The 26,150-nt window shown below is 54.8% G+C and carries 24 protein-coding genes; 9 read left to right on the forward strand and 15 right to left on the reverse strand.

Features of this window, described 5'->3' with window-relative positions; translation table 11 throughout:
- Nucleotides 1-276: 276 nt before the first annotated feature.
- From ABWV79_RS11745 to ABWV79_RS11790, 10 genes are all read right to left on the reverse strand, one after another.
- Nucleotides 277-1,431 carry a Gfo/Idh/MocA family protein gene (locus ABWV79_RS11745; protein ID WP_353392109.1) on the reverse strand — a complete coding sequence of 385 codons (1,155 nt, stop codon included), beginning with the start codon at nt 1,429-1,431 and terminating at the stop codon, nt 277-279.
- Nucleotides 1,431-2,486, reverse strand: coding sequence for a sugar phosphate isomerase/epimerase family protein (locus tag ABWV79_RS11750; protein WP_353392110.1), 1,056 nt, complete (start codon nt 2,484-2,486; stop codon nt 1,431-1,433). The genes ABWV79_RS11745 and ABWV79_RS11750 overlap by 1 nt, the downstream gene beginning before the upstream one ends.
- Before the next feature lie 27 nt (nt 2,487-2,513).
- On the reverse strand, nt 2,514-3,572 hold the full coding sequence (locus ABWV79_RS11755) for a LacI family DNA-binding transcriptional regulator (RefSeq protein ID WP_353392113.1): 1,059 nt from the start codon (nt 3,570-3,572) through the stop codon (nt 2,514-2,516).
- A gap of 7 nt (nt 3,573-3,579) precedes the next feature.
- The gene (locus tag ABWV79_RS11760; protein WP_353392115.1) at nt 3,580-5,202 is read right to left on the reverse strand and encodes a dihydroxyacetone kinase subunit DhaK; all 1,623 of its coding nucleotides are present in this window, start codon (nt 5,200-5,202) and stop codon (nt 3,580-3,582) included.
- 11 nt (nt 5,203-5,213) lie between these two features.
- A complete protein-coding gene (locus ABWV79_RS11765) occupies nt 5,214-6,206 on the reverse strand; it encodes an ABC transporter ATP-binding protein (RefSeq protein ID WP_170356301.1) in 993 nt (330 codons plus the stop codon).
- Nucleotides 6,199-7,296: an ABC transporter ATP-binding protein gene (locus tag ABWV79_RS11770; RefSeq protein WP_353392117.1), complete on the reverse strand. Its 1,098-nt coding sequence runs from the start codon at nt 7,294-7,296 to the stop codon at nt 6,199-6,201. Before ABWV79_RS11770 ends, ABWV79_RS11765 begins: the two co-directional genes overlap by 8 nt.
- Nucleotides 7,297-7,298: 2 nt before the next feature.
- Entirely contained in the window at nt 7,299-7,487 is a 189-nt protein-coding gene (locus tag ABWV79_RS11775) for a hypothetical protein (protein WP_093965435.1), read from the reverse strand.
- Entirely contained in the window at nt 7,484-8,422 is a 939-nt protein-coding gene (locus ABWV79_RS11780) for a carbohydrate ABC transporter permease (protein ID WP_353392119.1), read from the reverse strand. The genes ABWV79_RS11775 and ABWV79_RS11780 overlap by 4 nt, the downstream gene beginning before the upstream one ends.
- Nucleotides 8,419-9,366, reverse strand: a complete 948-nt coding sequence (locus ABWV79_RS11785; protein ID WP_170332156.1) for a carbohydrate ABC transporter permease — start codon at nt 9,364-9,366, stop codon at nt 8,419-8,421. Before ABWV79_RS11785 ends, ABWV79_RS11780 begins: the two co-directional genes overlap by 4 nt.
- Before the next feature lie 79 nt (nt 9,367-9,445).
- Nucleotides 9,446-10,765 (reverse strand): ABC transporter substrate-binding protein, encoded by a 1,320-nt coding sequence (locus ABWV79_RS11790; RefSeq protein WP_170724798.1) that lies wholly within the window; start codon nt 10,763-10,765, stop codon nt 9,446-9,448.
- A 399-nt stretch (nt 10,766-11,164) separates the two neighbouring features.
- Between ABWV79_RS11790 and ABWV79_RS11795 the strand changes: the two genes are divergently transcribed.
- Nucleotides 11,165-11,944 (forward strand): MOSC domain-containing protein, encoded by a 780-nt coding sequence (locus tag ABWV79_RS11795; protein WP_353392121.1) that lies wholly within the window; start codon nt 11,165-11,167, stop codon nt 11,942-11,944.
- Between the two features lie 76 nt (nt 11,945-12,020).
- On the opposite strand, the gene ABWV79_RS11800 is transcribed toward ABWV79_RS11795, so the two are convergent.
- The 4 genes from ABWV79_RS11800 to ABWV79_RS11815 are packed head-to-tail and all read right to left on the reverse strand — an operon-like array spanning nt 12,021 to nt 16,236.
- Complete coding sequence (locus ABWV79_RS11800) at nt 12,021-12,803, reverse strand: arginine deiminase family protein (protein WP_353392123.1); 783 nt, start codon at nt 12,801-12,803, stop codon at nt 12,021-12,023.
- Between the two features lie 3 nt (nt 12,804-12,806).
- Nucleotides 12,807-14,411, reverse strand: a complete 1,605-nt coding sequence (locus ABWV79_RS11805) for a 5-guanidino-2-oxopentanoate decarboxylase (protein WP_353392125.1) — start codon at nt 14,409-14,411, stop codon at nt 12,807-12,809.
- Nucleotides 14,408-15,592 (reverse strand): pyridoxal phosphate-dependent aminotransferase, encoded by a 1,185-nt coding sequence (locus ABWV79_RS11810; RefSeq protein ID WP_353392127.1) that lies wholly within the window; start codon nt 15,590-15,592, stop codon nt 14,408-14,410. The genes ABWV79_RS11805 and ABWV79_RS11810 overlap by 4 nt, the downstream gene beginning before the upstream one ends.
- A complete protein-coding gene (locus tag ABWV79_RS11815) occupies nt 15,589-16,236 on the reverse strand; it encodes a TetR/AcrR family transcriptional regulator (protein ID WP_353392129.1) in 648 nt (215 codons plus the stop codon). Before ABWV79_RS11815 ends, ABWV79_RS11810 begins: the two co-directional genes overlap by 4 nt.
- A gap of 93 nt (nt 16,237-16,329) precedes the next feature.
- Here ABWV79_RS11815 and ABWV79_RS11820 point away from each other — a divergent pair, with 93 nt between their 5' ends.
- Genes ABWV79_RS11820 through ABWV79_RS11835 form a run of 4 tightly spaced genes read left to right on the forward strand, consistent with a single transcriptional unit; the run spans nt 16,330 to nt 19,439 of the window.
- On the forward strand, nt 16,330-17,124 hold the full coding sequence (locus ABWV79_RS11820; protein ID WP_170356309.1) for an ABC transporter ATP-binding protein: 795 nt from the start codon (nt 16,330-16,332) through the stop codon (nt 17,122-17,124).
- Between the two features lie 36 nt (nt 17,125-17,160).
- Nucleotides 17,161-17,925 (forward strand): transporter substrate-binding domain-containing protein, encoded by a 765-nt coding sequence (locus tag ABWV79_RS11825; RefSeq protein ID WP_170356310.1) that lies wholly within the window; start codon nt 17,161-17,163, stop codon nt 17,923-17,925.
- Nucleotides 17,926-17,934: 9 nt separating this feature from the next.
- The gene (locus ABWV79_RS11830) at nt 17,935-18,681 is read left to right on the forward strand and encodes an ABC transporter permease (RefSeq protein ID WP_170356311.1); all 747 of its coding nucleotides are present in this window, start codon (nt 17,935-17,937) and stop codon (nt 18,679-18,681) included.
- On the forward strand, nt 18,678-19,439 hold the full coding sequence (locus ABWV79_RS11835) for an ABC transporter permease (protein WP_170356312.1): 762 nt from the start codon (nt 18,678-18,680) through the stop codon (nt 19,437-19,439). The genes ABWV79_RS11830 and ABWV79_RS11835 overlap by 4 nt, the downstream gene beginning before the upstream one ends.
- Before the next feature lie 70 nt (nt 19,440-19,509).
- On the opposite strand, the gene ABWV79_RS11840 is transcribed toward ABWV79_RS11835, so the two are convergent.
- Nucleotides 19,510-20,514, reverse strand: a complete 1,005-nt coding sequence (locus ABWV79_RS11840; protein WP_353392131.1) for an AraC family transcriptional regulator — start codon at nt 20,512-20,514, stop codon at nt 19,510-19,512.
- A 142-nt stretch (nt 20,515-20,656) separates the two neighbouring features.
- Here ABWV79_RS11840 and ABWV79_RS11845 point away from each other — a divergent pair, with 142 nt between their 5' ends.
- Genes ABWV79_RS11845 through ABWV79_RS11860 form a run of 4 tightly spaced genes read left to right on the forward strand, consistent with a single transcriptional unit; the run spans nt 20,657 to nt 25,309 of the window.
- Complete coding sequence (locus tag ABWV79_RS11845; protein WP_353392133.1) at nt 20,657-22,054, forward strand: amidohydrolase family protein; 1,398 nt, start codon at nt 20,657-20,659, stop codon at nt 22,052-22,054.
- A 26-nt stretch (nt 22,055-22,080) separates the two neighbouring features.
- Nucleotides 22,081-22,845 (forward strand): DUF3299 domain-containing protein, encoded by a 765-nt coding sequence (locus ABWV79_RS11850; protein ID WP_353392134.1) that lies wholly within the window; start codon nt 22,081-22,083, stop codon nt 22,843-22,845.
- Complete coding sequence (locus tag ABWV79_RS11855) at nt 22,842-24,020, forward strand: carbohydrate porin (RefSeq protein WP_353392136.1); 1,179 nt, start codon at nt 22,842-22,844, stop codon at nt 24,018-24,020. The genes ABWV79_RS11850 and ABWV79_RS11855 overlap by 4 nt, the downstream gene beginning before the upstream one ends.
- A 47-nt stretch (nt 24,021-24,067) precedes the next feature.
- On the forward strand, nt 24,068-25,309 hold the full coding sequence (locus tag ABWV79_RS11860) for a membrane dipeptidase (RefSeq protein WP_353392137.1): 1,242 nt from the start codon (nt 24,068-24,070) through the stop codon (nt 25,307-25,309).
- Nucleotides 25,310-26,150: the final 841 nt, after the last annotated feature.

The raw sequence follows: 26,150 nt of genomic DNA on the forward strand, positions 1-26,150 counted from the left end.
TTCGTGGGGCCAACTTACTGCGACGGTTCTGTCGCCGAAAGGCTCTGGTCCGGTGCTACATGCAACGCTTACAAAATCAGGGCTGTGTCAGTCGTCATCCAATTTTGACACCCTTAGTGATGAACAGGCCCGGCGCTGCGTAACCTCCATTTAACGCCGTTGTGGCGGGCCTCCGGGGTTTGGGATTAACGTTTTTCGCGGTTTTTGAAGCGCCAGCTTTCATCCCCGGTTTCGAAGATCTCGCAGTGGTGTGTGATCTGAACGTTGCACCGGGATTTATTCCAACTTGACCCAAGCCGCATTCCTTGAAGAGCTTTGCACGCAAGCGGCTACAAACTTAACACCATTGAGCCCGTCGTGAACCGTTGGATAAACAACGGATGCGTCAGGTGAAATCCCGTTTCGGAAAGCTAGGATCGCCTCAGCAGCTTCTCCATAGATATTAGCGAAACCTTCTAGATATCCCTCGGGATGGCCCGGAGGAACTCTGCTCAACCGATTGGCAGTGTCACCGGCTCCAGCTCCATTTCGGGTGATCAGGCGCTTGGGCTCGTTGTATGGCGTGAACCAAAGATAATTGGGATCTTCCTGAGACCACTCCAATCCTCCTTTTTCGCCATAGACGCGCAAACGAAGTGCGTTTTCATTGCCGGGCGCCACTTGAGAAGACCACAGCATCCCACGCGCTCCGCCTACGAAGCGAAGCAAGACATGCGCGTTGTCATCGACTTTGCGCCCCGGCACAAAGGCTTGCAAGTCCGCCGCCAAGCTTTCCGCTGTCAGCCCGGTCACAAAGCAGGCAAGGTTGTAAGCATGGGTTCCGATGTCACCGGTTGATCCACCCGCGCCCGAGCGTTCGGGATCGGTTCGCCATTCCGCCTGTTTGAAGTCCTGCTGTTCGGTCAGCCAGTCCTGCGGGTATTCAACCTGAACCACGCGGATCTTGCCAATATCGCCGTTGGCAACCATTTCACGCGCCTGCCGAACCATTGGATAGCCGGTATAATTGTGGGTCAAAATGAATAGGGCGTTCGCGCTTTCTGCCGCTTTGACCAGCTTTTTTGCATCGGCAAGGGTCGAGGTGAGTGGCTTGTCACAAATGACATGAATACCGCGTTTCAGGAACTCACGTGCGGCTGCATAATGGACGTGATTTGGCGTAACGATTGACACCGCCTCGATCCCAGATTTCAGCCGGGCTTCTCTTATCGCCATCTGCTTGAAATCTTCATAAACTCGTTCGAGGCCCAATGCCTCACCACTTTCAAGAGATTTCTGTGGTGTCGAAGACAAAGCTCCAGCAACCAGCTCGAACTTGTCGTCCAGTCGCGCGGCTATGCGATGAACGCCGCCGATGAAAGCGTCGTTTCCGCCGCCAACCATGCCAAGCCGAATGCGTCCTGACGTTTCTTCACTGCGTCCTGTGACCATCACTTAATCCCCAGCATTGCACGATTTGCGGCTTCGTCGGCACCACCATCCGCGAAGTCATCAAAAGCTTTCTCGGTCACACGGATAATGTGATCTGACACAAACCGAGCGCCTTCGCGCGCACCATCCTCGGGGTGTTTGAGACAGCATTCCCATTCGACCACAGCCCAGCCATCAAAGTCATTCGCGGCCATCTTTGAGAAGACTGCACCGAAATCCACTTGGCCATCACCAAGCGACCGAAACCGTCCGGCCCGATCTACCCAGCTTTGATACCCGGAATAAACGCCCTGACGACCGGTTGGATTAAACTCGGCATCCTTAACATGGAACATGCGTATTCGGTCCTTGTAGATGTCGATGTTGTCCAGGTAGTCGAGGCACTGAAGAACGTAATGCGACGGGTCGTATAACATGCAGGCGCGAGGGTGATTGCCTGTCCTCTCAAGAAACATTTCGTAGGTCACGCCGTCGTGGAGATCCTCTCCAGGGTGAATTTCGTAGCAGACATCAACGCCGCATTCTTCGGCGTGATCAAGGATCGGTACCCAACGACGAGCGAGTTCATCAAACGCCGTTTCAATCAAGCCTGCAGGTCGCTGCGGCCATGGATAGACATAGGGCCACGCCAATGCGCCTGAGAATGTCGCATGTGCCGAAATGCCCAAATTTTTGGAAGCGGATAGTGCTTTTTTGACCTGGTCTACTGCCCATTCTTGCCGGGCTTTCGGGTTTCCCCTGACGCTTTCGGCCGCGAAGCCATCAAACGCACTGTCATAGGCTGGGTGAACTGCCACAAGTTGGCCCTGAAGATGCGTCGACAGCTCAGTGACTTCGACACCATTTTCCCTGGCTTTGCCTTTGAAGTCATCGCAATAACCGGTGCTGGACGCGGCCAGTTCAAGGTCAAACAACCGGCCATCCCAACTGGGAACCTGAACGCCCTTATACCCACAGTCAGCTGCCCATTTAGTTATCGCGTCCCACGAATTGAACGGCGCCTCATCGCCCGCAAATTGCGCAAGAAACAAAGCTGGCCCTTTGATCGTTTTCATAAAATTTCCTCCCCAAAACCTAAGCCTCTATGGCGGTAAATTTTCCTTCAGATAGATGTCGATACGGATACGTTCCTGGGCTTTATTGAATGGCACTTTGTCCGAAGTTGCACGCAGCAGACGGACGGCTGAACGAACAATGTGCCCAGTGTCTTGCGAGATAAGAGCGTCAAATGTACCGAGCGTAAGCGCCTCACGACTAAGCGGAGTAAGCTCATGCGCTATGATCACCAGATCTTTGCTGAGCTTGTTTTCTGAAAGAAATTGAATCAGTCCTGCATTGCCTGCGGCGGAGGAATAAATTCCAACCAGATCCGGGTAGGTTTCAAAGATCTCGGGCATCATCGTGTAAATCAGATCCGGGTCATCCCGGCCCTCGACAGACGCTACGACTTCGAGGTGTGGAAATTCCTCAGCCACAACTAGATCAAAGCCTTGGCGACGCTCTAGGTGGTCACGTGCCAAACGAGAGCCTGTCAGGACCAGTACTTTGCCTTTGCGATCTACAAATCGCCCCATCAACTGGGCAGCTGTGCGTCCTGCAGACACGTTATCGATTCCCACAAAATGGTCCCGCTCAGAACTCGGCAAGTCAGACACCAAGGCGACGACTGGAACGCCCTTATCTCTGACCCTCTTTACGGCGTCGCGGACAGAAGGTGTTTCAGGACCGAAAACGGCAACTCCATCAACGTCCAAGCTTTCGACAGTATCCAGAATGTTGACGATATCCTGCGGCTCAAACGGAGCTACCTTCTTTATCGAAGTACGTGTCCGCTCGATGAATTGGTCACGAGATTGCTCTGCGATCTGACTGCTAATCGCCTCTACAAACTCGTTATCCGTGTCCGGTAACACAAAGAGGAAGTTGTAAACTCGGTTTCGCGCAAGGTTGGCCGCAGCCGTGTCGCGCACATAGCCCAGCTCATCAATTGCCTTTTGTACTTTCTGTACGGTTACGGCCCGCACGCCAGGGCGTCTGTTCAAGACCCGGTCAACAGTCGCCAGACTGACACCCGCAACACGCGCGATGTCATTGACAGTTGGCTTTTTAACCAATTCTAGTTTTTGCTTTTGGTCTTCCACGTGTTCTTCAGCCTTCAATCTCCCGCGCTAAGCCTTCAAACAACAAAGCAACAGCCTCAGCGCCGGGATCGTTATGTCCAACTAGGTTTTCTTCGGGAACATAGGCTGCCCGGCCCGCCTTCGCACGGCGAATTTTGGCCGTGTTGTCTGCACCTTCGCGAGCTGCCTTTGCCGCGTGAGTAAGGCCAGATGGGAGTGCGGCAAGCGCAGGTGCCAAGGCGTCAATCATGGTCCTGTCACCGACCTTGGCGCCGCCGACTTGGCTAACGCGGTTCAGACCTTCGACCAAAGACTTCGGTACCGAAGCGCCGCTCGCACAGGCATCTCCAGCGGCGTTAAAGAATATTGCAAGTATTACGCCGGAAGAACCACCCATCGTCTGGCTCAATTCATTGCCCAACGCTGGAAACAGTTGTGTCAAGTCAGCAAGCGGCATTCGGTCAAGGCTACCTTGCAACGCCCTTGCTGCAGTCGCCAAAGTGCTCCCCGTGTCGCCATCCCCGGATTTGGCGTCCAGCTCGTTCAGGTTCTTCTCAGCGTTGATGAGAAGTTCAGACAAACGAGAGATCGTTTCCTTCGTCGCAGAATTATTCGAAGGAATTGGATCGATCGGAGTCAAACCATCAGGCAAAGGCGCTACTTTTATTGGGGTGATGGAATTGACACCGGGCCAAGCAACCAGATCAACCTGAGCTTCTAGTTTTGACAATTCGTGTTGATCTACGGGCAGAATAGAAACAGAAAATCCGTGCATATCCAACGATGTCATCATTGGTGCTGGGCCAATTATATGGCTGGCAATATCAGTCTCAGACAGGGCATGTGTGAGAACAGCCATTTCTAATGGTGTTGTAGAGCCAAGGTTGTTGACCAACGCCACACAATCCCCGGAACCCACCCGTTGCTTCAGCTTCCCCACCACTGTGGACATGGCCGATACAGCATTCGAGAATTCCACCTGCTGTACACCGGGCTCGCCATGGATGCCCAAGCCGAGTTCCGCTTTTCCGGGCGCAATCCTGTCCTCTTTCGGAGAACCTGGGACGGTGCAGGTGTCCAGGCTCATACCTATGCTGACGACCTTCGCTATAGTGGTTCTTGCGGCATTGGTAACGGTGTCCAAGTCAGCACCATCTTCAGCAAGCGCACCAGCGATCTTGTGCACGAACAGCGTTCCTGCCACGCCACGCGGTTGCGGAAGGTCGGGCAGGGCGATGTCATCGTCGACAACAACCATCTCTACTTTGCGGCCCAATGCGCGGGCGCGCTCAGCCGCCAGACCAAAGTTCAACCGATCACCTGTGTAATTCTTGACGATAAGTAAGCACCCGGCCTCCCCCGTAACGGCGAGAATGCCAGCCAAAACCGCCTCTACTGAAGGGGACGCAAAAACTTCTCCACATACTGCTGCTGTCAGCATACCAGCGCCAACAAAACCCGCGTGGGCTGGCTCGTGCCCAGACCCTCCGCCGGAAACCAAAGCGACTTTCGACTTGTCCCAATCGGACCTGTAGACGACTTTGATGTGCGGGTAACCGTCCAGCCGGGTTAGTTGTCCTCCGGATGACGCAAGAAGACCATCTATGGCCTCTGTCACCAGAGTTTCTTTCGTGTTGAGGAACTGGGCCATGCTTTTGCTCCTTAAGTCACTCGCGTGCCGGACGCGTCAAAATACAATGGGTTGTGTGGTCGGATTTTTATTACTTTCCCAGAGGGGTAGTCCTGATGGATATCAATCAGGGTCACAACCGGGTGGCCGTTTAAGTCTAGGTGCAGCCGCGTTTGATCTCCCAAGTGTTCGGCACGCACTACACGTGCATCCGTGCCTTCACCTTCGATGATGTTTTCTGGGCGAAGACCAATCTGCGGACCTTTGTGATCGCCTCCGAACAACGCGGACGGAAGGATGTTAATCCGTGGCAGTCCCAAGCGGCTGGCAACATACACACTTCCGGGATTTTCATAGATGTCGCGAGGGGTACCGTACTGAACCAGCCTGCCGTTTTCCAAAACGCCGATATGCGTCGCCATTGTCATGGCTTCGACCTGATCATGGGTCACGTATAGTAAGGTTGATCCCAGGTCTGCCTGAATCCTTTTCAGTTCCACACGCAAATCCGCTCGAAGTTTGGCGTCCAAAGAGCTGAGGGGTTCGTCCATCAGGAATATCTGGGGGTCCCGCACAAGCGCCCGTCCAATTGAAACGCGCTGCATTTCGCCGCCGGACAGCTCAGTTGCTTTGTTATCCAGCTTGTGCGGAATTTGGAGAATTTCCGCGACCTCGCCAACCTTCCTGACGATCTCATCTTCGGGTGTTTTTAGGATCGGTGACCGCAGGGGAAAAGACAGGTTCTCTCGTACTGTCATATGGGGGTATAGCGAGTATTGCTGGAAAACCATCGCTACATCACGCTGGGCAGGAGTATCTATTCCAACGTCACGACCGGCAATGTGCACCGTTCCTGAATCCAGTTTCTCAAGCCCGGATATCAATCTTAGCGTCGTTGTTTTCCCTGCGCCCGTCGGCCCCAACAACACCACAAAGGCACCGTTGGGGATCGTCATCGATATACCATCCACCGCTTTTAGACTACCGAATGACTTCGAGATATTTTGCAAAACGACTTCAGCCATTGCTTAGTACCTCGTCGTTCAAAGCGGACCTCAACGCGCGTCCGGTAGATTTTTCAAACAGGGTTACTGCAGGTGATCGGAATTCCAGTCCTACCGTCTCGCCGGGATTAACCACTTTGCGCGCATCAATGCGGGCTTTCAGCTCTCCGTTCGGGCTTTGCAGAGTCACGATCTGGGTGGTTCCCAGATATTCCGCTGCCAGGACTTTGGCCCTGTAGGCGCTGTCGTCTGACAGAAAAACATGCTCGGGACGAACGCCGAAAACCAGGTCACCTTCCGCCCCTTCCATCAGCTTGGGCACGGCTTCGTCATGGCCATTCAGTCGAACCATTTCCGAGCCAGGCGCGACCTTTCCCTGAAACGGCAGGAAGTTCATCGAAGGAGATCCAATAAAATCTGCAACGAACATTGTGGCCGGTTTGTCGTAGATTTCCTGAGGAGTACCGAATTGCTCGATCACAGCGTTGTTCATCACCACGATCTTGTCGCCCATTTGCATGGCTTCCAGCTGGTCATGTGTAACGTACACAGTGGTTGCGCCCATGCGATCATGAAGAGCGCGCAGTTCTTCTGCCATATGCTCGCGAAATTCGGCATCCAAGGCACCAAGAGGTTCGTCCATCATGAACGCCTTGGGCTCGCGAACAATCGCGCGACCCAGCGCCACGCGCTGCCTGTCGCCGCCTGAAAGTCCACCTACTGGGCTATCGAGGATGTCCTTGATCCCCAGAATTCGTGCAACTTCCTCGACTTTGGCTTTGACAGCAGCACGCGGCATGCCCTGCGATATCAGTGGATAGCTGATATTCTTGCGCACGTTCATGTGGGGATACAGCGCGAACATCTGGAACACGAAAGCAATGTCCCGCTCTGATGGCGGTCGCTGGCCGATCTCTTCACCGTCCAAGTAGATTTCACCCGAGGTTGGAAGTTCCAACCCTGCGATCATCCGCAGCGTTGTCGTCTTTCCGCAACCGGATGGCCCAAGAAGCATGAAAAACTCACCGTCCTCAATCGTGAACGAGCTTTCGCGTACAGCGGTGAAGTCGCCGAACATCTTTTTTACGTTTTTGACTACGATCTGGGCCATTTCTACTCCGGGAAATGGCTGACGATGATGAACATGACGGTTCCGATCAGCGTGACGATGAAAGAGTAGGTGAAGGCCCAAAGGACAAAGGGCTGCATCAGCATGAAGACACCCAGTGCAATTAGGATGGTTGCGACCATCTCCCATGGGCCGCGGCGGAGCCGCATCAATCCGCTAAGAAATTCGCTCATTTGCGTACGGCTCCGAACGTGATCCCGCGCAGCAAGTGTTTGCGCATCAGGATGGTGAAAATCATGACCGGGATAAGGAAGATCGTGGCACCTGCCGCCACAGCCGGCCAGTCCAGGCCGCCAATACCGATAATGGTCGGGATGAATGGCGGCGCTGTTTGCGCGTTCGCGGAGGTCAGCAGCACGGCAAATGCGTATTCATTCCACGCGAAGATCAGGCAGAAGATCGCAGTTGATGCGATGCCTGTGGCGGCTTGCGGCAGCACCACTTTGTAGAATGCCTGAAACCTCGTGTAGCCATCTATAAGGGCGGCTTCTTCGTACTCTCGTGGGATTTCGTCGATGAAACCCTTCAGCAACCAAACCGCCAGTGAGATGTTAACCCCTGTATAAAGCAGGATCATTCCCAGGTGCGTATCGCTCAATCCAAGGTTCCTGAACATCAGGAAGATTGGGATAGCAACAGCAACCGGCGGCATCATCCTTGTACTCAGGATGAAGAACAGAAGGTCGTCCTTGAGCGGGACCTTGAACCTACTGAACGCATAGGCGGCCAGCGTGCCAAGGAAAATACTCAGGAAGGTCGAGCCGAACCCGATGATAACCGAATTCATAAAACGCTCACCGAACTTTGATGGCCCGACAATCACCATGTCGTATTGGCGCACGATCTCATCGGCCCAGTTCTGCGGCGGGTTGGCTTCCAGAAACTCCTGCGTTTGCCGCGTGCGCGTGGTGAAGAGGTTTACATACCCTTCAAGCGTTGGGCCAAAGACCACTTTGGGCGGATAGCTGATCGCATCGGCCGGGGATTTGAAGCCAGTCAGCAAAATCCAGACCAGTGGGATCATCGTAATCAACGCATAAGTAACGACCAAGAAGCCTGCGATCCACTTAGACCGGTTGGAAGGTTCAGTGACGGAAAAACCACTCATCTCTGTTTCACCTTGTTCAGGGCTTTGACGTAGATCGACGCAAGGCCGAACACGGTGACGAATAGGATGATCGCATAGGCCGAGGCATAGCCCGTACGCCACTTTTCAAACGCCTCTCGTTTTAGATTGATCGAGGTGAGTTCCGTAACAGAACCCGGACCTCCGCCAGTTAGCTGAACCACCAGGTCGAACATCTTGAAGTTCTCAATTCCCCGGAACAGCACCGCCAACATAAGGAACGGTAGCACCATCGGGATGGTAATCGTAAAGAACTGCCGCAGCTTGCTGGCCCTGTCGATCTCAGCCGCCTCGTATATGTAATCTGGGATGCTGCGCAGCCCGGCCAGACAGATCAGCATCACAAAGGGGGTCCACATCCAGGTGTCGACAATCACAATCGCCCATGGGGCCAACGTTACGGATCCCAGCATTTCAAAGCTCGATGGGTCCTTGCCGGTAAACCAGGACACGATGTAGTTAAACAGGCCAATCTGAGGCTGGTACAGGAACTTCCAGAAATTCCCGACAACAGCCGGAGACAACATCATCGGCAGCACGATGATCGTTGTCCAAAGATCGTTGCCCTTGAATTTTTTGTTGATTAACCACGCCAACGTGAACCCGATCAGGACCTGGAAGAAGATCGTCCAGAACAGGAAATGCGCGGTCGCCTGCATGTTCAGCCATGTGTCCGAGTCCGTCAGAATACGCTCGTAATTCCTGAGACCGACATCTTTGACTTCACGCCCGATCCGGTTGGCCTTGTAATTGGTAAAGCTCAGTTGGATGGTCCAGATCAACGGAAAGATATTGATCGCCAGCAATAGAAATATCGTTGGGGAGATGAATATCCAGGCGATCGCGCGGTCGGATAATCCCCGGATTTTTCGCGCAACTCGCTCGGGCGTTGCCTGCGCAACGCGATCTACGGTCCTGTCAGACATCTCTTTGCCAGTTCTTGTTGGTTTCGGACTCACGGGTGAAGGTGGAGCGGGATTGCTCCCGCTCGTACCTGTGTCCGGGTTACAGCTTGCCTTCGTCTTCGAAGACTTCCGTCCAATCTTCGATCAGAAGATCCAACGCTTCCTGAGCTGTGCCTTGGTCAGCGACCACGTAGTCGTGGATGCGTTTCTGCATGGCCAGCAGAAGCTCGGCATAAGCAGGCTCTTGCCAGAAATCCTGCACACCGCCCATGGCTTCCAGGAAGTCACCGGCAAAGGGCTGGCTGTCTACGAAACCGGGATCTTCCAGCACTGAGTTATGTGCCGAGTAACCGCCCAGCTCCCACCATTTGGCCTGAACGTCTGGCTGCGCGAACCACTTTATGTACTCGAGCGCGGCGTCCTGTTTGTCGGAGTAACTGACTACAGAAATTCCTTGTCCACCAAGTGTTGAACCCGCTTGATTTTGCGGTGGGTTCACGAAGAAGTCGATCTTGTCACCGCCGGTATTGGGGTCGGCATACAGACCAGGGAAGAAGGCGAACCAGTTCATCGCCATGGCAACCTGACCGGACTTAAAGGCGTCCAAGCTCTCACCCATGTAAGAGTTGGTGTATCCCGGAGGTGTAGCCGTTTCGTAGAACTCTTTGTAAAATTCCAGTGCTTCAACTGCTTCTGGTGAATTTACGGCACCTTCCATATCATACGAACCAGGTGTGTTTTCATACTTGAAGCCCCATGGATACAGTGCCCCGGTCACACCCATTGTGATACCTTCCGAGCCGCGCTCGGTAAAAATTGCGGCCCCGTAAACCGTCTTGCCGTCGATCTCACGACCTTGGAAGAACTGCGCGATCTGCAAGAGCTCTTTCTGCGATTGAGGCTCGCGCAGATCCTGACCGGTCGCCTCTTTGTAGGCGGCTTGGATATCGGGGTTTTCAAACCAGTCCTTGCGGTAGAACCACCCATTCGCATCGCCCATCGCAGGCAGCGCATAGTAGTTTGGTGTACCCTTGGGCCAGGTCGAATAAGCGTAGACAGTGGCTGGCGCGAAGTCGTCCATGCTGATGCCTTCAGCATCGAAGAATTCGTTAAGTTGGACATAATGACCGTTTTCGGCACCACCGCCGATCCATTGGCTGTCACCAATTAACAGGTCGCAGAGTTTACCCCCAGAGTTCAGCTCATTTAGCATCCGGTCCGCAAAATTTGGCCATGGAACAAATTCGAAGTTCATCGTGTGGCCAGACTCTGCTTCAAATTCTTTTGACAGCTCAACAAGCGCGTTGGCCGGATCCCACGCAGCCCAACATAGTGTCAGATCTTCAGCATTTGCCTTGGTAGAAAGAGTAGTAGCGGCAAGGACTATTGCGCTGGCCGAAGCCAGTTTTGTGTAAGTCATCCATTCCTCCCTTTTTTGCGCCGTCAATCGAGGATGTGCGAATCGCGGCATATGACCAAGGCTATTTGAGGTACGCACCTCAAGTCCAGAAATTTTTGAGGTTCGTACCTCAATAGACAGGAGAAAATCGCAAAGGTTTACTATAAGCGTCTGATTATTATGCATATTATAAAATCAGTTTTGTGCATGAGTGGTTTTGGCGGAGATATTCTAAATGGCCATATCGACTAAAATTGGCGAAGCTCGTGATCGCAGTCATCATGCAACCAGTAGGTTTAGCTAAGCCGCGTCTGAAGCGCTCACAGATTATTTGGTCGATACCTTTGCGAATTGTAGATAGCGTCAAACAGCGCAGCCTGCTCTGGGTATTGGGTCACTCGATTGGTAAGGTGCAGACGTATGAAAAATCTCTCTATCGTCCGAATGAGCCGCTACCCATTAAAAGGCTTGAGTTCGGAGCCTATGCAAACTGTGACGCTGCGAGCAGGAGAGGGCATTCCTGGTGATCGGTTGTTCGGATTTGCTAGATACAATTCGGGTTTCGATGAGCAGAACCCCAAGCCACTGCCGAAAGATCGTTTTGTCGTTTTGTTAAATGAGGCTGCTCTGGCAGGCATTCAAACAAATTTTGACCCCGAGACCCAAGCTCTTGAGATCAAATCTGACAGCAAGATACGACGCTTTAATATGCGAACGCCCGAAGATCGGATGAGCGCGGCAAATTTTCTTTCGTCGGAGATTGGTTTAAAAGATCCCGAACCGCCAATGTTCGTCTCGTCTTCGCCTCATCGGTTTACGGATGTTTCTGTGGTATCACCGAAAATGATGAACGCGATATCCGTATTGAATCTGGCTTCTGTGGAAGAACTGGGCAAGCAACTGAACGCGAATGTCCACCCAGCGCGCTTCCGATCAAATATCGAGATTGACGGGTTACCTGCGTTTGCCGAGCTGGAATCCGTTGGTTCAGTTTTGAGATTTGGTGATGTTAAGCTGAAGATTCTCTCGCGAACCAAAAGGTGCGCAGCAACTGAAGTTAACCCGATAACGGCCGAGCGGGACTTAAATGTACCCTATCTTATTCGAAAGGTGATGGGTCACATGGACATGGGTGTCTATGTCGAGGTGGCCAATGGTGGAACGCTAATGGTCGGTCAATCTGGGGAATTGCTCGCCTAAACCAGAACAGATTGTCAAAAGGCTTGAGACATAAACTATGCTTCAAGTCCAGTTGTCCTGCCTGTCCCTGAGACCCTCAAAACCTCAAGGACAGGCAGGACATCCCGCCATCCAGTTTAGCGCAATCGGTATTGTCGATCTGAACAACCTCAAATCCCGCCTTGTCCAGAGTGTCGGCTGTGCGCGGGAAACCTGCTGCCATCAGTACCAGATTATTGAAACGAATTGCATTGGCAGCCGCTTCTTCACCGTCGGCGACATGCAAAACCCGATAGCCTTCAAAACACCCGGACGCATCCAGGCGCTTGGTTGCAAGGATGGTCTCGGCATCCATCAGCGAACAATCGGTCTTGAAATGCAACACGCCTTCAGGCGTAAACACCTCACGCAAAGCATGGCCCCACTCATTGGCAATTTCCGCCAGCTCGGTCACGCCTGCCGCGTCGGTGCGATCCGAACGGCCCACCAAGATTTCCTTTCCGGTCACCAGAATGTCGCCGCCTTCGACATGGCCGGGGCCTTTGATCTCGCGGACGTCGTCATAGCAGGCACGGATCGTCGATGCTATTTCCGCCACTTCACCCATGCGAGAGGGCGCGCCGGGACGCATCAGAATTGCACCTTGTGGAAGGCAAAGTGCGGTATCCTCGACAAATTGTGCGTCAGGATAAGCGTCAAGCGGTTCAAGCTCGATCACCTCTGCCCCAGTGCTGCGCAGCGCACTGACATAGGCCGAATGCGCGGCCAGCATCCCGTCCAGGTTTGGATTGCCGATATCCTCGGCGCGCAACCCTTCTGCAATTGTCGTGGCGGGCTTGCGGGTGATGGCACGTGCAAATTCAAAGGTAGGATTCCGCATGAGTTACTCCTGATCCGGGCGATCCCCGGTAATGTCGATTTCCAGAATTGAAGGGCAGTTTCGCGCGCGGGCCGAAGCCAACGCGGCCGCTATCTCAGCGGGATTCTGAGAAACCCGTTCATATGGTATGCCAAACGAGGCTGCGGTGGCGGCAAAATCAGGTGGAGTCGGGTCGCATCCGATCACCTCAACCCCAACATCCTGCATTGACGTCGCGATTTCGCCGTAGCCGTGGTTGTTCCACAAGACAAAGGTAATGTGCAGGTTGTGATCCACCGCGGCCATAATCTCGGGCAGCGAGAATTGGGCGCCACCATCGCCGGCGATGCAGATCACAGGGGCCTGAGGATCGGCAATTCCTGCACCGATAGCGGCCGGAATGCCATACCCAAGCGCGCCATAACCGGTGGCGGCATTGAACCATCCGCCCGGACGGTCGTGGTCATAATAGAGGTTACCCGCGTAGATCGGTTGCGTGGAATCGCCCACTATAAGCGCGTTGGGGACAGTCGCGCGCATGGCTGCCAGGATCTCGACCTGGGCGCGGTAGTCCGGGCCGATCTCTTCATAAGCTGCGGCGCGGGTTTTTTCGGCGCGACCTGCGCCATCCCGCTGGTCGGGCCGGTCGGGCAGGGTCGCAAGCAATGCGGATATTGTCTGATCAGTCCGGGCCTGTATGGCAATTTTCGTGTCATGACGGGCCAATTGATCCGGGCAAACATCAACACGTATCAGACCGGGCATCATGGGCATCTTTCCCGTAGCGTACATGTCATAATCTGTTGGGCCCAGCTCGGTCCCTAAAGCGAGAACGCAATCGGCGTCTTCGATCAGTGCGCGTACAGATTTCAAACTGGGGCTAGCGGGAACGGTCAATGGATGATCATGCATCAACCCACGCGCGTTGACGGTTTGCACGACTGGCGAGTCTAGGCGCTCGGCTAAGGCTTTCAGACCTTCGGCGCCGGTTTTCGCACCGCCACCGGCCAGGATGACAATGCGTTTTGCGGCCAAGAGCTGCGCGGCAGCCTGTTGGATCACGTCGCCGTCCGGGGTCCGGCTGGGTGGGGTCTTGGCGACAGGGGCGCGTTCGGCTGCGTGTCCTGCCACATCCAGTGGGATCTGAATATGAGTGGGGCCGGGACGTTCCGAGCAGCAGGTCGCAAAAGCGCGTTCCAGAGCTGGGTCCAAATCACCGGGCAGGCTCACATGTTCAGAAACCAGCGCCACAGTTTTGGCAAGGGCGTGCTGATCGGGCAGTTCATGCAAATGGCCATATCCTTGGCCGAGCGTATCTGTTTCGTTGACGCCAGAGACCACCAGCATTGGCACCGAGTCCGCGCGTGCCTGCGCCATCGGGGTCAGGGTGTTTGTCAGGCCGGGACCGGTGATAACAAAAGCTACGCCAGGTTTGCCCGACGCGCGCGCATAGCCGTCAGCCATAAAGCCCGCACCCTGTTCATGCCGAGGGGTGACATGACGGATTCCAGAGGCCGCAAGGCCGCGGTACAGCTCGACCGTATGCACTCCGGGAATGCCAAAGACACAAGACACGCCGCGCTGCTTCAGCCCTGCGACCAAGGCTTCGCCCAATGTTTGGTTGGTCATGCGACGTTCCGATCGCTGAGGTTTGCATGGGCAACGATGCGGTCCAGTGCTTTTGCGAAACGCTCGTCGTCAATCGTCAAAGCGACCCGGACCCAATCTGTAAGGCTTTCGCCAAAGGCCGAGCCAGGCATGACGGAAACGCCATGCTCCAGCAGGTCCCAAGCATAAGTATCCCCGTCCATGCCGCAGGCTGATACGTTGACCAACGCAAACATGCCGGCCTCTGGGCGGTGTACGACAAGCCCGGTTTCGGCGTGTAGCCGATGTTCCAGGATCAGGGCGCGGCTTGCAAAGCGGGACGCCATGCCCGCCGCGACCGACGACCCGTCCCGTACTGCTTTTTCCGTCATGTCCGCGATGAAGGGTTGATTGCCGAACAGCATGGTTTCGGAGACCGGCAGAAGCGCTGCACAAAACTCGGCCGGGCCCACACACCAGCCGCTGCGAAAACCGGGGGCGGCGTGGGATTTCGATATCGACGAGACCGCGATGACCCGGTCTGCCAGCTGCGGATCAGAAAGCGGCGACACAAAGTTGGCATCATCGAACACCAGATGCTCGTACACTTCGTCCGAGATGATCCACAGGTCATGTTGTTGCGCAATTTTACCGATTTTATTGATATCTTCCGCGGTCAGGATCGCGCCCGTCGGGTTGTGAGGAGTGGTCAGCAGTATCGCCCGGCTGCGCGGCGTGATACGCGCGGCAAGATCGTCGGCCTGAAGTCGAAACCCGTTTTCAGCGCGCAGCGGCACCGGAACCGGCTCAGCCCCGCTGGCGCGGATGACGCCCTCATAGGTCGCATACATGGGATCGCCGACCAGAACTTCGGACCCGGCTTCGGCGACGCCCTGCATCACCGCAAAAAGTGCTGTCTGCGTGCCGGGAAAACACAGAATATTTTCAGGCAGAAACTGCCGCCCACGGCTTTCGGTGTATGTTGCGGCCAAGGCCGCACAAAGCCCAGCCTCTCCGCGCCCGTTTGAATATCCGGTACGGCCCGATTTCAATGCCAAGGCCGCCGCGTCGCACAACTCTTGCGGTGTTGGCACGTCCGGTTCGCCGATCGTCATTTCCACGAGGTCTGCGCCTGCCTCGGCCAATGCGCGCGCCTTCAGGTGGACTTCCCACTTGCCGCCGCCCAATCCGGCCAGCCGTTCGGTGATTGCTGTCAGCCTCATTTGGGCTTGCTCTCCTGCGTTAGATCCAAATCGAGAATGGCGGAAACGGATTGCAGCCCGATTTCAACCAGTTCACCTTGTTCAAATGCGTCCGGCAGCGCCCCGCCTTCAAGCCACAGACCATCGATCACCGCGTTGCACGCAATGGCCAATTGCCGCAAACGGGCAGGGCGCGCGGGCCGGTCAACTTCGTTCAGCGAGGCTGCAATCAGTTCCTCAAGCTGGTCCCGAAAATAGGCATATGTCCGTTCATGCGTCGCTTTCATCTGTGGGTCGTGCTGCACCTTGTTCAGAAAGCTGGCCCACAGGGCGATGGCGCGGGGGTCGACAACGGGTGGTGTCAAAGACGCCGTCACGAAAGCGGCGAGCCTGGTTTGCGCGCTGACCTCTGTGCCCGTCGCAAGTGCAAAGGTCTGGTCGGTCATCGTGTTCATGTGGTGCTCGTAGGCGGCGACGATCAGATCTTCTTTGGAGCTGAAGTAGTGGCGGATCAGCCCCCCCGTCACATTTGCGCGTTCTGCGATTCCGCGCACCGTGGCGCCGCGCACGCCCTGTTCAGCAACTAGTTCCAGCGTGGCTAGAATCAAAGCTTCCTGCCGGGATTCGGCCGACTCGCGCCTGAATTTTTTGCGTTCTTCGCTCACAACTGGTTCGTTTTCGCTGATTGCATTAATTATACGCTTGCATAATTACGATGTTCGCGGCTTACTGCAATCGGAAAATTGGGGTCGCAAAAAATGGACACAGCCGCTGCCGCATCAGCACAGCAACCTGACACCCGCCGAGAGGCGATCCGGGTAGAGGATTTGCATAAATCCTTTGGCGATTTAGAAGTTCTGAAAGGCGTGGATCTGATCGCGCATCAAGGTGATGTTGTTGCGATCATCGGTGGTTCGGGTTCTGGTAAGTCGACCATGCTGCGCTGCATCAATTTTCTGGAGACGCCAACGTCGGGCAAAATCGTCATCGGCGGCGAAGAGGTCGCAATGCGGGCAGATGGCAGCCCGGCCAGCCAGAAGCAAATCGAGCGCATTCGCTCCAAACTGGCGATGGTGTTCCAGCAGTTCAATCTGTGGACACACCGCACCTTGTTAGAAAACGTGATCGAGGTGCCGGTGCATGTCCTGAAGGTCCCAAAGGCAGAAGCGATCGAGCGCGCGCGCGAATTGCTGGTCAGGGTTGGCCTGGGCGGTAAGGAGGACACGTTTCCCGCTTACCTTTCGGGTGGTCAGCAGCAGCGGGCCGCGATTGCACGGGCGTTGGCCGTTGATCCGTCTGCCATGCTGTTTGACGAACCCACATCCGCGCTGGACCCTGAGCTGGTCGGAGAAGTTCTGACCGTGATCCGTGACCTGGCCGCTGAGGGGCGCACCATGCTGCTGGTCACGCATGAGATGAAGTTCGCCCGCGAGGTCGCGAACCACGTCGTCTACCTATATCAAGGTCGTATCGAAGAGCAGGGCCCACCTGCCGAGATCTTTGGAAATCCGCAATCCGAGCGGCTGAAGCAATTCCTCAGCTCGGTCGGATAAAACAAAAAAATAAACACTATCAACACGGAGAAACTTATGAAAATCAAAGCATTCCTGACTGCAGTCTCTGCCGCAGCCATGCTGGCGGCAGGCGGTGCTGCAGCCGAGCAAGTCAAGATTGGTATTGCAGCTGAACCCTATCCACCATTCGCCTCGCCGGACAGCGCGGGCAACTGGGTCGGCTGGGAAATTGAGGTCATCGAAGCGGTTTGTGCTGCGGCCGAACTTGACTGCGTGATTACGCCTGTTGCCTGGGACGGCATCATTCCCTCTTTGACTGGTCAGCAGATCGACGCGATCATGGCCTCGATGTCGATCACCGAAGAGCGGTTGAAAACCATCGACTTCAGTGATGCTTACTACAATACGCCCGCGGTGATTGTGGCCGACAAATCAATTGATATCGAGCCTACGCCTGAATCGCTGGCTGGCAAGATCATTGGCATTCAGGCCTCGACGATTCACCAAGCCTATGCGCAGGAATACTTCAAGGACGCCGAGTTGAAAGTCTACCAGACTCAGGACGAAGCCAATCAGGATCTGTTCGCAGGCCGAATTGATGCGACCCAGGCAGACAGCATCGCGATGGCGGACTTCGTGAACTCGGACAATGGCAGCTGCTGCGAGATCAAGGGAGCCGTTGCGGATGATCCGGCGATTCTGGGCCGTGGTGTGGGTGCAGGCGTACGCAAGGGCGATACCGAGCTTCTGGAAGCACTGAACAAAGGGATTGCGGCGATTCTGGCTGACGGTACGCACGAGAAAATCACCGAGGGCTATTTCACCACCAGCATCTACTAAGGCGCTGTTGTGACCGGACTATTCGAGACACTGGGCCTCGGCGCCAGCGCCGAGTTGCTGTCGCTGTCAAGCTGGGGCGGCAACCTGTTGCGCGGGCTTGCCAATTCCCTGCAGATCGCCGTGGGCGCTTTTGGAATGGGGCTGGTAATCGGGCTGTTCGGTGCCTACGGGAAACTCTATGGGGGGAAGGTCACACGTGACCTTCTTGCCATTTATACAACGGTGATCAGGGCAGTGCCTGAACTGGTGTTGATCCTGATCCTGTACTATGTCGGCAGCGATATCATCAACAAGATCTCTGAGGCGTTCGGAGGAGGTCGAGTTGAAATCAGCGGTGTCGCCGCAGGCATCTGGGTCTTGGGCGTTGTGCAGGGAGCCTATGCCACCGAAGTACTTCGTGGGGCTATCAAGGCGGTTCCCGTCGGGCAAATCGAAGCGGCAAAATCCTATGGAATGCCCGCATTTATGATCATGCGTCGCGTGACGATCCCAGCAATGATGGGATTTGCGGTGCCAGGCTTGGCCAATCTGTGGCTTATAGCGACCAAGGATACGGCCTTGCTGGCCGTTGTCGGGTTCAGTGAATTGACACTTGAAACACGACAGGCGGCAAGCAGTACCCGTGCTTACTTTACCTTCTTTCTGGCGGCGGGCTTTCTGTATCTCATGGTCACCCTTTTCTCGGGTGCGGTTTTTGCCCGTATCGAGAAATGGGCGCGCCGTGGTCAGCCTTCGTTGAAAGGGGGTTCCTCATGATCACCGTGAAAGCGCTGATGCAGCCGCACCGGATCGTCATGATGCTGTTGTTTGCAGCCCTGATTATCTGGTGTGCCTTTTCGTTGCGATGGGATTGGATCCCGCAATACGCGCCGCTGGCGTTGCAGGGCCTTTGGACGACGATCTGGCTGCTGGTGGTGACAACCGTTCTGGGGTTTTTATTCGCGGTGCCGCTGGGCTTGGCGCAGGCGATCGGCCCTTGGTACCTGGCAACACCTGCCCGAGTGTTTTGCACCATAATCCGAGGCACACCCCTGCTGTTGCAGATTTGGCTGTTGTATTACGGACTGGGTTCGCTGTTTCCGCAGTTTCCTTGGATTAGGTCGTCAGAGCTGTGGCCCTACCTGCGCCAAGCATGGCCTTACGCGGTGCTTGCATTGACCTTGTCCTTCGCTGGTTATGAAGGCGAGGTGATGCGGGGTGCGTTTTCCAGTGTAGCGAAAGGGCAGCTTGAGGCTGCAAAGTCTTTTGGAATGCCACGTTTTACGATGTTCCGCCGGATATGGCTGCCCCAGGCTGTGCGCAATGTGCTGCCAACCTTGGGCGGAGAAACGATCCTGCAGCTCAAAGCGACACCCTTGGTTGCAACGATCACGGTGGTCGAGATTTACGCCGTCTCTTCGCGGGTTCGATCTGACACGTTTATCGTATACGAGCCGCTTTTGTTGCTAGCCTTGGTCTATATGGTCCTAGCCGGGTTGATCGCTTTGGCTTTTCGCCGATTTGAAGGTGTTTGAAGTCTGACACTGTCTTGTCGGCCCACACTTGTTAAGTAGTGGATAACCACTCCAGGTATTTGCTACTTAATTACAAGCCAAGGCGGAACTTGGTCGGTGTCATTCCGGTTTGACCTCGGAAAAAGCGAGTGAAGTGGGACTTGTCGGAATAGCCAAGCATCAGACCAATCTCCGCAATTGTCATCCGGTCTTCTTTTAGGTGCTCCTTGGCGATATCGACACGCAGCCGTTTGATTTCGCGGGGTAGTGTTGTACCTTGTTGCTGAAGCGCTTTCAGGAAGCGTTCCGGCTGTATTCCCAGCAACCTGGCCACCATCTCCGGCCCCAAATCGGTTTCATCCAGTTTGTCGCGCAAGACAGAGCGCAAGGCAGCCACCACGGTTACTTCTTCATCTTGTTGCGGTGAGGCGATCGGCTTGGCAGAGCCGTCAGAGACATGGTGCAAAAACAACCATTCCACCGGAAAACTAATTTGCATTCCGGGATCGGATCCAAGGCCAACCTCGATCCCCTTGTAGTCGATCGGTAGACCATTGATGTATCTGCTTTCCCATCGCACGCGCGAAGAATCCCAGGAATCGCCGACAACGGTCTGCAATAGGCGTACATAGATTGCGGCTCCAAAACCGGTCACCTGAATGGGTGGAACGGTTGGTTCCTGTTGTCTATCGATACGATAAGTCGCTTTGTCCGCTTCAATGATAAGGCTGTGCCGCACAGAATTGGATTCCTGCGGGACAAGCCCAACAAAGCGGGTAAAGAACTCGAACAGCGTTTTTGTAGTTTGCAGGGCTTGAGCGAACGGAGGCCACTCTTGCAGGTTAAACGTCTCGCCTACATTCAGTCCAAGGTATCGATCCCCTGACACTTCTGAGAAGGCATTTACCAAGCCGTAGACCAACTCTGAGTGAACGAACACGGATGGGTCAGACAACAGTTCGGCCTTCAACCCGACCTGATCCAAAGCTGGTTGCGGATTGATCTTACGTTCGGTGAGATATTGCAGAAACGGAGCAGCTAAGGAGAGGCGAATAAAGCCCTCGCTATGCTCTCGGGAGGTGGCGTTGAAAGGCAAGCTCGTCATCCTTGTGAGGATTGGCAGTTTTATTCAGTGGCCATTTTTATAATCACATTCGAACATCCTAATTCAAAAGTGGCAACCAAGGCAAAACTTTCCGGACTACAGTTGGCAGAACATGAATATGAAGGGAGTACCCATGTCCGGTCTACGAATGTCGCTTTGCTCGGCGGTAATCGCCGCTGCCGGTCTTTCTTTTTCTGCGTCCGCGCAGGCTCAGGATCAAGAAGAACCCCAAACGCTGTTTACCAACGTGCATGTCTTCGACGGTGTGAATGAACAGCGTATCGAAAATGCGAGCGTTCTGGTTGAGGGCAATCTTATCAAGGCCGTCTCAACTGATGCGATCGATGCCCCCAATGCCACGGTCATTGACGGAGAGGGACGGACACTGACCCCCGGGTTTATCGAACTGCACGCGCACCTGATGCTGATGGGGCCGACCTTGCCCGCGATGGAGGCCAACACAACGTGGGAAGACTTTGCCATACACGGTGCGCGGATGGCCGAGATGTATTTGATGCAGGGCTTCACCACAGTCAGGGACGCGGGTGGGGCCAATGGCGGGTTACGCCGCGCAATTGACGCAGGCCAAATTGACGGACCGCGTTACTTTCCGTCCGGTGCATTTATTGGAACGCGCGGCGGTCATGCTGACTTCGCGAATTTCACCGCTCCACCGGGCTCAGAAACCAACATGAGCCGCCTGAATATGGCGCAGGAAGTTAGCGGAGTGGACGACGTTTACAGGTTTGCACGCAACAATTTCCGCATGGGTGCTACACAGTTGAAATTCATGCAATCCGGGGGTGTCGTTTCGGCCTTCGACCCGTGGCAATTGCTGGCTGGGTCGCCCGAGGAAATCCGAGCCGCCGTACAAGTGGCAAATGAGTATGGCAGCTATGTCATGGCGCATTCCTATCGTAAGGAAGCGATCCTCAGTGCGCTTGACGCAGGTGTCATGTCCATCGAACACGGCTTCTCGTTTGACTGTGAAATCGCCCAAGTCATGAACGAAAAAGGGGCATACATTACCACCAACCTGACGGCCTTCGATCCCGGTTTGCTCGATATTCCTGCAGTGGCAAACGTCCCGTCGAGCCTTGCTAAAGCAAAGTCGGCCTCGGCCACGTTTGCAGGCTACATCGACAATATGAAGGAATGTCCGGTGAAGCGAGGGTTCCAGACCGACTGCGTTGGTTCCGTCGAGGCCTGCAATATCCAGATTGCCTATGAAAAACACCTGAACAACGAGTTTTTCGGGCCCTACACATCCATGGTCACGCTGACATCGACAGGTGGCGAGGTGGTCGCTTTGTCAGGTGACTTCATGAACCCGTATACCGCCGGGAAACTGGGTGTGATCGAAGAAGGTGCCTATGCGGATATCCTGCTGATCGACGGTAATCCGCTCGAAGATTTCTCGGTCGTTGGTACGGGCGATCAGTGGTTCGGTGCCGACCCGAGGCCCGAAAGCCCCGAGACGATCCGCCTGATCATGAAGGACGGCGTCATCTACAAAAACACACTGGATTGACACCTCTAAAGAGCCGGAGAGCATCTATGCACTATGTGTTTCGCACCGTAGCATTGGCAGGGTTGGTTTGGTGTGGACAGTCTGCCATGGCGACGCCCGATACCGCGTTGGACTGGGCAGACCTGCCGGACCCATCCTCGCAGATCTTTGAAGACCCCTACCGTGATCTCAACCCCGAACAATTCGACGATGTCCTCTACGTCGTGCGATTGCGTGGCAAGCTGCAGCAGGATGATGGCAGTGAAGAAGAGAGGCAAAAGTGGCAAGCGCTTTTGACCGAGACCGAGGATGCCTTGGCAGCTGATGGAATTGATATCGACTGGCTACTCGATCAGCGGGAGGTGGTAACGGAACGTCGGAGAAAGGCTGGGACCAACGGAAATCCACAATTCGACGGTCAAACAATCACACTGGCGGGCTTTGCCATTCCTGCTCCGAGTGATCCGGAAGGGCGGCCTGTCGCGTATTTGGTGCCCGAACGAGGGATGTGCAGTCATATGCCTCCACCTCCGCCGAACCAGATGATCCGCGTGCGGCTGAACGGGGACTGGACGCCCAGCTATGTCCACGAACCCGTTCGGCTGACCGGTAAGCTGACTATCGACCCTTCCGTTCATAATATGATGGTTGTGGATGGTCTCATGCCGATGAATGCGACCTTCCAGCTAGAGACGGAACGCGTCGAAACTCTGGAAACTGAAGCAGATAGGCTGGAATGGAAGCAGCGTGCCGCTGATCGCATCCGGGCGGCGGGAAATCGCAAGACCGGCGGGGCAAGGGCGCCCGAATGATAAGACTTTTGGTTGTCGCATTGAGCATTGCCTTTGCTGGCGCAGCGTCGGCTCAGGGATTATCCGGTCCATCTTCGGTCGAAGCTGATCTAGAGACCGGAGATGGGCTGACCGACCCACAATACCGTTCCGATTTTCCGCGCAACATCGCACCGGGTTGGTTTCAGTGGAAAGACCGGCTGGCTGAGGGTGGGTTTCGGTTCAACATAGACTACTTGGCATTGGGCCAATCCACGAATGCGGATCTGGGAATCGGCGAAGCGGCCAGCGGCATCGCTCGTTTCTACGGCAGTTGGCAGGCCACTGAAAGGGGTTCCCTGACATTCAAGATCGAAGACCGGCACAGTTATACGGACGTTGCTCCGCAGTTTCTCGGGCTGGATGGCGGAGCCCTTTCAATCACGGGAACAGCCTTCAACGACAATGGTCTGCTATTGACTAACCTGTTCTGGACCCAAAGGGCCGAGAACGGTTCGTGGACGCTGCAAGTCGGGCAGATTGATGTAACAGACTTTGTGGATATCTATGGGTTGGTAAGCCCCTACAGTGGTTTCCAAAATCTGTCTTTCAATACCAATCCGACAATTAACACGCCCAACCAAGGCCTTGGAATTGCCGGTGGGGTAAAGCTGAGCGAGAACCTCTACGCCGTTGCCAGCGTATCAGACGCAAACGCCGACCCGTCCGATCCAGACTTTGATGTGTTTAGCGACGGCAATCTCTTCAAATCACTCGAACTTGGTTACACCTCCGGCTTTGATCGCATCTACTTCGACAATATCCATCTGACCCTCTGGCATGCGGATGCGGCTGACGATGGCAGTCGAGCGGAAGATTACGGCGCAGCGTTTTCCGCGGCATGGTTTGTTGACAACAAGTGGATGCCGTTCTTTCGGGCTGGGGCCTCAAAGGGGACCGCAGCGCTTTATGACCGGTCCGTCTCTGCAGGTCTGGGCTACTATGGTCGCAATACCGATTTGGCCGGGCTAGGCCTGAACTGGGCCGAGGCAAGAGGCGTAGACGGTGACCAATTCACGCTCGAAGCATTCTACCGGTTTTCAATCTCGCCCGGGCTGCAGATCACGCCATCACTGCAGTTCATTTCCAACCCGCTGCTGAACCCCACTCAGGACAACATCACACTGTTCGGCCTCAGAACCCGGATCGTTTTCTGAGAGGGTCTCATGCGGTGGCAAAACAAAACAGCTGAGGAGGCTCTGTTATGAGGACCCTGTTGGCCGCAAGCGCCATAGCGATCACTTTTGGTTGCGCATTACACGCTAGCGAGGAAAGCAAGACATGGGCGGCGTCAGAAGAGGCGAAGCAGTTTGTTCAGGACACAATTGTCATTGGCATGTTGGCCAGCCCCTATGGCACCGGTTGGACCGAAGACGAGCAGCTTCACACTTACTTCGCACGTGCTCGGGACAACGGCATTACGGGACACGAGATGACGCTGGCCGCTGCGGATATGTCTTTCGATACCTTTCTTGATCAGCATTATCACTTTCGCGCTGCCATGGCCCAGCAACCGGAAAACTACCTCATCGTGAATGAAACCCGCGATATTGAGGCTGCCCATATACAGGGAAAAACGGCGGTCATTTGGAACAGCCAAACGGCCACGATTCTGGACGGCGATCTAAGGAAGATGGCAGTGCTCAAGGATATGGGGGTCAAAAGCATGATCCTTGCCTACAATGACATTTTCCGCACTGGTTCTGGGCAGTTGGCGGCCTATAACGGCCGCGACATTGGCCTGACGCCTTGGGGGAAGTCAGTCATCGATGAAATGGTACGGTTCGGCATCCTGCTCGACCTAAGCCACACGGGTTCAAAAACGGCCAACGACGCCATGGACTACATGGATGAAAACTATCCCGGCGTGCCATATGTCTATACGCACTCTGTCCCAGCTGGGCTTTATGCGAATGAACCTAACGCCACGCTACGCGGTTGTTATCGAGCCATTCCGGACGACGAAGCGTTACGTGCGGCCAAATCAGGTGGTTACATTTCCCCGACCTTCACCGAATGGATGATGGACGGTGTTTGGCCTGAGGACATCTCGCCCAAGCAGGCCGCTGATATGATCGACTATTATGTCCAGCTTGTCGGGGTCGACCATGTTGGAATCGCAACCGATGATATGTTCTCGACTGAACTAGTCGTACAGTTCGCAACTGCAAACGCGAGCATGTACGACGACGGCGGCTACATGATCGATGCGTTCAACAAAGGGGCCACTGGCAACGGTGAACTTGCCAAAATTCTTGCGGCGATTACCGATGACCTTTGGGCGAGGGGTTATTCCAATGAGGACCTTGCGAAGATTTATGGCGGTAACAAGATGCGAGTTTATGCGCAAGTTTGGGAGGGCAAACCACCCGAACTATTCCTGAAAGAGTACCCCGAGCGTCTGCGCTTAAGGCAAGAACTACGTGATGGGTTTTATTCGCGTTAGGTTATTGTGAGCTTACTGGAACAAGACAGATGAAATCCCGCACGGGCGAGGTTTACATTCCGCGCTTTGCTAGGTTGTCCCGCATCCAATGTGGTTGAAGATTGCAGTAGTGGCAGAGTTCGATGAGGTGTTCCAAAGACCGGGCAGATGAAAGATGTATAATGTGGTCCATCTCCCATTGACCAAACCGATCCCATCGGGATGCCGTCCGAGAACTGGACATCAAGGTGTTGTTTTAAGGTTACCTTGGAGCAACTGACCACCTCGGATGGGCAGGCCGCCGCTTTAGTGCTTGGCGAGACCGGTTCTGCACAGACCGATGCATATGACATGATGAATCAACTGCTCGTCTTTTCCGATCTCGCTCCGCCGCTTTCTCTGCATTACACACATTGGCGGTTGCTGACGTACCGCTCAGCCATGTGCCCAAACTTACAAGGACGCCCTGTCCAGAAACGCGAAAGGCCGCGCAGGGCGGCCTCTCTACGAGTTGGGAACGTCTGTTCCGAAGTCATGCCAAGGACAGCCCGGTCCTACGGCTGGCAACAGACACTCGTTAAGGGAAACCGTTGAAATACAGTGCTTATTGCGACAGCCGTGTGGTGCCGGACTGGAGTCTTGAGATCGATGAGATACTGGATGCGGACCAGGAACGAAAAAATTCTCAGCAGTTTAAATATGGCTACGCGTTGACAGTTCATAAAGCCCAAGGCAGCCAGTGAGGCTACGTGATCATACAGGACGAAAGTCACATCTTCGACAAATATGCGAGGAATTGGCTCCATACCGCTGCTACACGGGCCTCTGAATGCGTGACCTTGGTTACACGCCTCTAGAAGCG

The organism is Ruegeria sp. HU-ET01832 (assembly GCF_040371315.1).
Taxonomy (GTDB): Bacteria; Pseudomonadota; Alphaproteobacteria; order Rhodobacterales; family Rhodobacteraceae; genus Ruegeria; species Ruegeria lacuscaerulensis_A.

Coding starts and splice junctions, on each gene's coding strand:
- ABWV79_RS11745 (WP_353392109.1), bottom strand. CDS start 1,431: ATGGTCACAGGACGCAGTGAAGAAACGTCAGGACGCATTCGGCTTGGC.
- ABWV79_RS11750 (WP_353392110.1), bottom strand. CDS start 2,486: ATGAAAACGATCAAAGGGCCAGCTTTGTTTCTTGCGCAATTTGCGGGC.
- ABWV79_RS11760 (WP_353392115.1), bottom strand. CDS start 5,202: ATGGCCCAGTTCCTCAACACGAAAGAAACTCTGGTGACAGAGGCCATA.
- ABWV79_RS11765 (WP_170356301.1), bottom strand. CDS start 6,206: ATGGCTGAAGTCGTTTTGCAAAATATCTCGAAGTCATTCGGTAGTCTA.
- ABWV79_RS11770 (WP_353392117.1), bottom strand. CDS start 7,296: ATGGCCCAGATCGTAGTCAAAAACGTAAAAAAGATGTTCGGCGACTTC.
- ABWV79_RS11775 (WP_093965435.1), bottom strand. CDS start 7,487: ATGAGCGAATTTCTTAGCGGATTGATGCGGCTCCGCCGCGGCCCATGG.
- ABWV79_RS11780 (WP_353392119.1), bottom strand. CDS start 8,422: ATGAGTGGTTTTTCCGTCACTGAACCTTCCAACCGGTCTAAGTGGATC.
- ABWV79_RS11785 (WP_170332156.1), bottom strand. CDS start 9,366: ATGTCTGACAGGACCGTAGATCGCGTTGCGCAGGCAACGCCCGAGCGA.
- ABWV79_RS11790 (WP_170724798.1), bottom strand. CDS start 10,765: ATGACTTACACAAAACTGGCTTCGGCCAGCGCAATAGTCCTTGCCGCT.
- ABWV79_RS11795 (WP_353392121.1), top strand. CDS start 11,165: ATGAAAAATCTCTCTATCGTCCGAATGAGCCGCTACCCATTAAAAGGC.
- ABWV79_RS11800 (WP_353392123.1), bottom strand. CDS start 12,803: ATGCGGAATCCTACCTTTGAATTTGCACGTGCCATCACCCGCAAGCCC.
- ABWV79_RS11805 (WP_353392125.1), bottom strand. CDS start 14,411: ATGACCAACCAAACATTGGGCGAAGCCTTGGTCGCAGGGCTGAAGCAG.
- ABWV79_RS11810 (WP_353392127.1), bottom strand. CDS start 15,592: ATGAGGCTGACAGCAATCACCGAACGGCTGGCCGGATTGGGCGGCGGC.
- ABWV79_RS11820 (WP_170356309.1), top strand. CDS start 16,330: ATGGACACAGCCGCTGCCGCATCAGCACAGCAACCTGACACCCGCCGA.
- ABWV79_RS11825 (WP_170356310.1), top strand. CDS start 17,161: ATGAAAATCAAAGCATTCCTGACTGCAGTCTCTGCCGCAGCCATGCTG.
- ABWV79_RS11835 (WP_170356312.1), top strand. CDS start 18,678: ATGATCACCGTGAAAGCGCTGATGCAGCCGCACCGGATCGTCATGATG.
- ABWV79_RS11845 (WP_353392133.1), top strand. CDS start 20,657: ATGTCCGGTCTACGAATGTCGCTTTGCTCGGCGGTAATCGCCGCTGCC.
- ABWV79_RS11850 (WP_353392134.1), top strand. CDS start 22,081: ATGCACTATGTGTTTCGCACCGTAGCATTGGCAGGGTTGGTTTGGTGT.
- ABWV79_RS11855 (WP_353392136.1), top strand. CDS start 22,842: ATGATAAGACTTTTGGTTGTCGCATTGAGCATTGCCTTTGCTGGCGCA.
- ABWV79_RS11860 (WP_353392137.1), top strand. CDS start 24,068: ATGAGGACCCTGTTGGCCGCAAGCGCCATAGCGATCACTTTTGGTTGC.